Source organism: Cupriavidus sp. R6-3, assembly GCF_059772245.1.
The window spans coordinates 1-7,117 of the sequence record NZ_JCBAJO010000237.1 but is presented as its reverse complement, the minus strand read 5'-3'; the positions used below and the strand labels follow the sequence as shown (position 1 = coordinate 7,117).

Annotated in this window: 3 protein-coding genes and 1 pseudogene; all 4 read left to right on the top strand. The window is 71.0% G+C overall.

The window, feature by feature from the left end; translation table 11 throughout:
- Positions 1–618 (top strand): annotated as a pseudogene (locus tag AC6EI8_RS22590) (alpha-amylase); the annotation flags it as partial.
- Positions 619–627: 9 nt separating this feature from the next.
- Positions 628–2,904 carry a 1,4-alpha-glucan branching protein GlgB gene (glgB, locus tag AC6EI8_RS22585; protein WP_498382926.1) on the top strand — a complete coding sequence of 759 codons (2,277 nt, stop codon included), beginning with the start codon at positions 628–630 and terminating at the stop codon, positions 2,902–2,904.
- A gap of 11 nt (positions 2,905–2,915) precedes the next feature.
- Positions 2,916–5,045, top strand: coding sequence for a glycogen debranching protein GlgX (glgX, locus tag AC6EI8_RS22580; protein WP_149316297.1), 2,130 nt, complete (start codon positions 2,916–2,918; stop codon positions 5,043–5,045).
- 133 nt (positions 5,046–5,178) lie between these two features.
- The coding region (gene malQ, locus AC6EI8_RS22575; protein ID WP_498382925.1) for a 4-alpha-glucanotransferase at positions 5,179–7,117 on the top strand (1,939 nt) is incomplete at its 3' end.

The following is a 7,117-nucleotide window of genomic DNA, read 5'->3' as shown; positions in this document are numbered from 1 at the left end:
GACGTGCAGGCGGTGCTCGACAGCCGCGAGCGGCTGCCCGAGCTGGTCGCCTCGCTCGCCGCGGCGGCGCCGGGCAGCCTGCAGACGCGCATTCACGGCGACCTGCATCTGGGCCAGGTGCTGATCGCGCAGAACGACACCTACATCATCGACTTCGAGGGCGAGCCGGGCCTGCCGCTGGCCTACCGGCGCCGCAAGACCTCGCCGCTGCGCGATGTCGCGGGCATCCTGCGCTCGTTCGACTATGCCGCGGCCACGGTCGGCACCGATCGCAGCGAGCGCACCCATTCGGCGCTGCCACCGGCGCAGGCCGAGCGGCGCGAAGGGCTGCTGGAGCGCTTCCGCCAGACCGCGACCGACGCCTTCCTCGGCGGCTACCGCGAGGTCGCCGACACCGCGCTGCACCCGTGGGCAAGCGCGGCACAGCTGCAGCCGCTGCTCGACCTGTTCCTGCTCGAGCGCGCCGCCTACGAGGTCAAGTACGAGGCCGACAACCGGGTGACCTGGATCGACCTGCCGGTGCACGGCCTCGCTCGGCTGATCCGCACGCTGACGGGCATGCCCGGCGGCACCGCCGCGGCGCCGCCGGCCTCGCCGCCCCACGCCCCACACGTCTGAGACGCAACCATGGCCACCATGACTTCCTCCGGCCCCGCGTCGACGCGGGGCCCGCACGGACACTCCGGGCACGCCGAACACGCCGCCGTGCAATTCGAGGCGCTGCTCGATGCGCGCCACGCCGACCCGTTCTCGCTGCTCGGGCCGCACCGCGAAGGCGACCGTACGGTGGTGCGCGCCTGCCTGCCCGGCGCGCAGTCCGTCGCGCTGGCCGACACCCTGGGCAATGCCATCGGGCCGATGCAGTGCATCCACGCCGGCGGCATCTTCGCCGGCACGCTGCCCGACAAGCTGGGCCGGCGCGACTACCGGCTCGATATCACCTGGCCCGACGGCACCCGCCAGTTGAGCGCCGACCCGTATTCGTTCGACCTGCTGCTCGGCGAGCTGGACCTGCACCTGATCGGCGAGGGCCGGCATTTCGAACTGGGCCGCTGCCTGGGCGCGCAATGGATGATGGTCGACGGCATCGAGGGCGTGCGCTTCGCGGTGTGGGCGCCCAACGCCAGCCGCGTCTCGGTGATCGGCGACTTCAACGGCTGGCATCCGGCGCGCCATCCGATGCGGCTGCGCTACGGCGTCGGCGTGTGGGAGCTGTTCGTGCCGGCCGGGCTCGGCGTGCAGCCCGGCAGCCGCTACAAGTACGACCTCAGCGACGCGCACGGCCACCCGCTGCCCGACAAGGCCGACCCGCTGGCGCTCGCCACCGAGCTGCCGCCGGGCACCGCTTCGGTGGTGACGCAGGCCGGCGTGTCGGCGCCGCCGTTCGGCTGGACCGACCAGGGCTGGATGAGCCGCCGCTCCAGCCAGGACCCGTATTCCACGCCGATGTCGGTCTACGAGGTGCATGCCGGCTCGTGGCTGCGCGAGGTCAATGATCCCGCGCGCGGCTGGGAGATCCTGGGCGAGCGCCTGATCCCCTATGTACGCGACCTCGGCTTTACCCATATCGAGCTGCTGCCGATCACCGAGCATCCGTTCGGCGGCTCGTGGGGCTACCAGCCGCTGTCGCTGTTCGCGCCGACCGCGCGCTTCGGGCCGCCGCAGGCCTTCGCCGCCTTCGTCGACCGCTGCCACGAGGCCGGCATCGGCGTGATCCTCGACTGGGTGCCGGCGCACTTCCCGACCGATCCGCATGGCTTGGCCGAGTTCGACGGCACCGCGCTGTACGAGCACCAGGACCCGCGCGAGGGCTTCCACCAGGACTGGAACACGCTGATCTACAACCTCGGCCGCAACGAGGTGCGCGGCTTCCTGCTGGCAAGCGCGCTGCACTGGCTGCGCGAGTTCCATATCGACGGGCTGCGCGTCGACGCGGTCGCCTCGATGCTGTACCGCGACTACAGCCGCAAGGCCGGGCAGTGGGTGCCGAACCGCTTCGGCGGCCGGGAGAACCTGGAGGCGGTGTCGTTCCTGCGCGAGCTCAATACGGTGGTGCGCGAACGCTGCCACGGCGCGATGACGATCGCCGAGGAATCGACCGCCTGGCCGGGCGTGACCGCGCCCGTCGACAGCGGCGGGCTGGGCTTCACCTTCAAGTGGAACATGGGCTGGATGCACGACACGCTGCGCTATCTGTCGCACGATCCGGTGCACCGCGCCTGGCACCACCAGGACATGACCTTCGGCATGGTCTACGCGTGGTCCGAGGCCTTCGTGCTGCCGCTGTCGCACGACGAGGTCGTGCACGGCAAGGGCTCGCTGATCGGCAAGGCGCCGGGCGACCACTGGCAGAAGCTGGCGAACCTGCGCGCGTATTTCGGCTTCATGTGGACCCACCCCGGCAAGAAGCTGCTGTTCATGGGCGGCGAGCTGGCGCAATGGCACGAATGGAATCACGAGAGCGAGCTCGACTGGGCGCTGCTGGATCATCCCGACCATCGCGGCATGCAGATGCTGATCCGCGACCTGAACCGCGCCTATCGCGAGCTGCCCGCGCTGCACGCCTGCGACCACCATCCCGGCGGCTTCAGCTGGGTGATCGGCGACGACAGCCATAACAGCGTGTTTGCCTATCTGCGCCGCGCCGCGCCCGACAGCGACGACGTGGTGCTGGCGGTGATCAACATGACGCCGGTGCCGCGGCCGGGCTACCGGCTCGGCGTGCCACGTGCCGGACGCTGGCAGGAGATCATCAATACCGATGCCGCGTGCTATGGCGGCAGCAATGTCGGCAACGGCGGCGAGCTGTTCGCGGAAGCCGTGCCCTCGCACGGGCTGCCCGCCTCGCTGTCGCTGACGCTGCCGCCGCTGGCGATGCTGCTGCTGCGCCATCTGCCCGACTAGGAGGGTCCTGCTTGTCGCGTTCCCCGATCGCCAGCACGCTCCTTCCCGGCAAACCCTACCCGCTCGGCGCCCATTGGGACGGCCTCGGGATCAACTTCGCGGTGTTCTCGGCCAATGCCACCAGGGTCGAGCTGTGCCTGTTCTCGCGCAACGGCCGCAAGGAGCTGGCGCGGCTGACGATGCCCGAGTGCACCGACGAGGTCTGGCACGGCTATCTGCCCCACGCCTCGCTCGGCACGGTGTACGGCTATCGCGTGCACGGCCCGTACGAGCCGCACCACGGCCATCGCTTCAATCCCGCCAAGCTGCTGCTGGACCCCTATGCGCGCAAGCTGACCGGCCCGCTGCGCTGGGCCGATGCGCTGTTCGGCTACCGGCTGCAGAGCCCGCGCGCCGACCTGACGCCGGACCGGCGCGACAGCGCGCCGATGATGCCCAAGGCCATCGTCGTCGACGAGAGCTTCCATTGGGGCGACGACCGCCCGCCGGCGGTGCCGTGGGAGCGCACCGTCATCTACGAGGCGCATCTGCGCGGGCTGTCGATGCGGCGCGACGACCTGCTGCCGCATCAGCGCGGCACCTTCGCCGCGCTGTCCGACCCGCGCTTTGTCGACCATCTGCATCACCTCGGCGTGACGACCATCGAGCTGCTGCCGATCCACGCCTTCCTGCAGGACCGTTTCCTGGTCCAGCGCGGACTGCGCAACTACTGGGGCTACAGCACGCTGAGCTACTACGCGCCCGAGCCGGCCTACCTCAGCGGCGGCGAGCTCAACGAGGTCAAGGTCGCGATCCGCCGGCTGCACGCGGCCGGCATCGAGGTGATTCTCGACGTGGTCTACAACCACACCTGCGAAGGCAACGAGCTGGGCCCGACGCTGTCGTGGCGCGGACTCGACAACGCCAGCTACTACCGGCTGGTGCCGGGCGACGAGCGCCACTACATCAACGACACCGGCTGCGGCAATACGCTGAACCTGTCGCATCCGCGCGTGCTGCAGATGGTGCTCGATTCGCTGCGCTACTGGGTCCAGTGCTACCACGTCGACGGCTTCCGCTTCGACCTGGGCAGCACGCTCGGGCGCGAGGGCAACGGCTTCGATCCGGGCGCGGGCTTCTTCGACGCGGTGCTGCAGGACCCGGTGCTGTCGCGCGTCAAGCTGATCTCGGAGCCATGGGACCTGGGCCCGGGCGGCTATCAGGTCGGCAACCATCCACCGGGCTTCGCAGAATGGAACGACAAGTTCCGCGACACGGTGCGGCGCTTCTGGCGCGGCGACCCCGGCCAGCGCGGCGAGCTGGCCGCGCGGCTGACCGGCTCGGCCGACCTGTTCGACCGGCGCCACCGCAAGCCCTGGGCCTCGATCAACTTCGTCACCGCGCATGACGGCTTCACGCTGGCCGACCTGGTCAGCTACGCCGCCAAGCACAACGAGGCCAACGGCGAGGACAACCGCGACGGCACCGACGACAACGCCAGCGCCAACTGGAGCCCCGACGGGTCGGTGGAAGGCCCGACCGACGATCCCGCGATCCTCGCCACCCGCGGCCAGGTCGCGCGCGCGATGATGGCCACGCTGCTGCTGTCGCAGGGCACGCCGATGCTGACCGCCGGCGACGAATGGCTGCGCTCGCAGCAGGGCAACAACAACGCCTACTGCCAGGACAACGAACTGTCGTGGCTGAACTGGGACGACGCGCAGACGCCCACCGGGCGCGGCATGGTCGAATGCGTGCGCCGGCTGCTGGGCCTGCGGGCGCGGCTGCCCGCCTATGCGGAGCGGCAGTTTCTCCACGGTCGTCAGGAATTCGCACCAGGTCTTCACGATATCGGCTGGTTCGGCGTCGATGGCGAACCGCTGACGCCCGAACAGTGGTCCAATCCCGAGGAACGGACGCTGGCGCTCAGGCGCGCCAGACGCGACGCCGATGGGCAGGTCCACGTGACGGTACTGCTGCTGAATGCCGGCACCGAGGCGGTCGAATACCGGCTGCCGCCGCCGGCGCTGATCTGGTCCCGCCTGTTCGACAGCGCCCGGCCGGAATTGCCGGAAGCGCCGCTCGATCATCCGGTCCAGCCGGTCGCGCCGCACGCCGCGGTGCTGCTGGCCGCCACGCTGGCGCCGTCGGGGCCGTCGTAACGGACGGCCTCGTTCGGCAACCCGATTCGGCGCCCGGTGCGGCTACCGATTCAGCGCCCCGATCACCGGCCACCGTCCGCCATCGTCCGCCAACGTCGCCATCCCGACCAGTCAGCCACAAAGGAGCCCCACCATGCCGCGCCAAGCCAATCCCGATGCCGCGCTAGCATCGCTGCACCTGCTCGCCGAGCGTGCCGGCCTGCTGGTGTATTGGCAGGATGCCCAGGGGCGCGATCGCGTGGTCCCGGAGGAATCGCTGCGCATCGTGCTCGAACGGCTCGGCCTGCCGTGCAAGACCATCGGCCAGTGCGAGGCCTCGCGCGCCCGGATGCTGGCCGACGACGCCGCCACCGCGTTGGCACCGCTGCTGACCGCCGACCAGGGCAAGCCGATCCGCGTGCCGCTGGCGCATACCCGGCAGGAGCAGCCGTTCCGACTCGAACTGGAGGACGGCAGCGTGCAGACCGGCGTCGCCCGCCGCGATGCCCGCGGCGCGCTGATCGTGCCGGCGGTGCAGAGCGCCGGCTACCATCGCCTGCTGATGGGCGATGTCGAGGTGAAGGTCGCGGTCGCGCCGCCGCGCTGTTTCGGCGTGCAGGACGCGCTGCGCGGCATTGGCCTGTCCGAGCAGGAGCGGATGCGGCGCAAGCCCTGGGGCCCGTCGGTGCAGGTCTACGGCCTGCGCCGCGGCGCGCCGGCCGGCATGGGCGACCTGAGCGCGCTGGCGATGTTCGCCGAGGCGGCCGCACGCGAAGGCGCCGACGCGGTCGCCATCAGCCCGCTGCACGCCGGCTTCGCGGCCTTTCCCGAACGCTACAGCCCCTACTCGCCGTCCAGCCGGCTGTTCCTGAACGTGCTGTATGCCGACCCGGCGCCGGTATTCGGCCACGCCGCGGTGGCGCGCGCCATCTCGGCGCTGCAGCTGGGCGGGCTCATGCAGACGCTCGAAGCGAAGGCCGAGATCGACTGGCCGGCCGTGGCCCAGGCGCGGCTGAAGATCACGCGCTGGCTGTGGGACCACCGGGACCAGCTGCTGCCCGCCGACGCCGCCGACGATCTGGCGCTGTTCCGCAGCAAGGGCGGCACGCCGCTGCTGGCGCACGCGGCCTTCGAGGCCCTGCAGGCCCAGCACGTGGCCGAGGCGGGGACGCGCGCCGAGATGCAGGTGGCCGGGGACTGGCGCCGCTGGCCGGTCACGCACCGTTCGCCGCAGGACGCGGCGCTGACGGCCTTCGCCAGCGCCTTCCCCGACGAGATCGGCTATCACGTGTTCCTGCAATGGATGGCCCAGGACGGCCTGCGCGCGGCGCAGCGCAGCGCCCGCGATGCCGGCATGGCGATCGGACTGATCGGCGACCTGGCGGTCGGCACCGACCCCACCGGCAGCCATGCCTGGACCCGGCAGAACGAGATGCTGCAGGGCTTCTCCGCCGGCGCCCCGCCCGATGTGTACAACCCGCTGGGGCAGAGCTGGGGCATCACGGTGTTTTCGCCGCGCGGGCTGCGCCGGCACGGCTACACGGCCTTCATCGAGATGCTGCGCGCGAACCTTGCCCATGTCGGCGGGCTGCGCATCGACCATGCGCTCGGGCTGGCGCGCGTCTGGCTGGTGCCGGAAGGCGTGCCGCCGCAATCGGGCGCCTATCTGCGCTACCCGATGGACGACCTGCTGCGGCTGATCGCGCTCGAATCGTGGCGCCATCGCGCGATCATCATCGGGGAGAACCTGGGCACGGTGCCGGCCACCTTCAACACCACGCTGGCCGAGCGCGGCATGCTGGGCATCGATGTGCTGTGGTTCGAGCGGGCGCAGCCGGACAGCGAAGGCAAGGACGAGACGGCGGGTAGTTCCGGCCGCAAGTCCGCCGCACGCTCTACCAGCGAAGAGACCGGCGCGATGAACAGCAATGCGAGCGGCCGCGCGCCCGACGACACGGGCGGCAAACCCGTACCGCAACCGGCGGAACACACGGCGACGCCCGCGCCGGAGGCCCCGGCGCCCTTCGTGCCGCCCGAGCGCTGGCCGCCCAACGCGATCGCGACGTCGACCACGCACGATCTGCCGACCATCG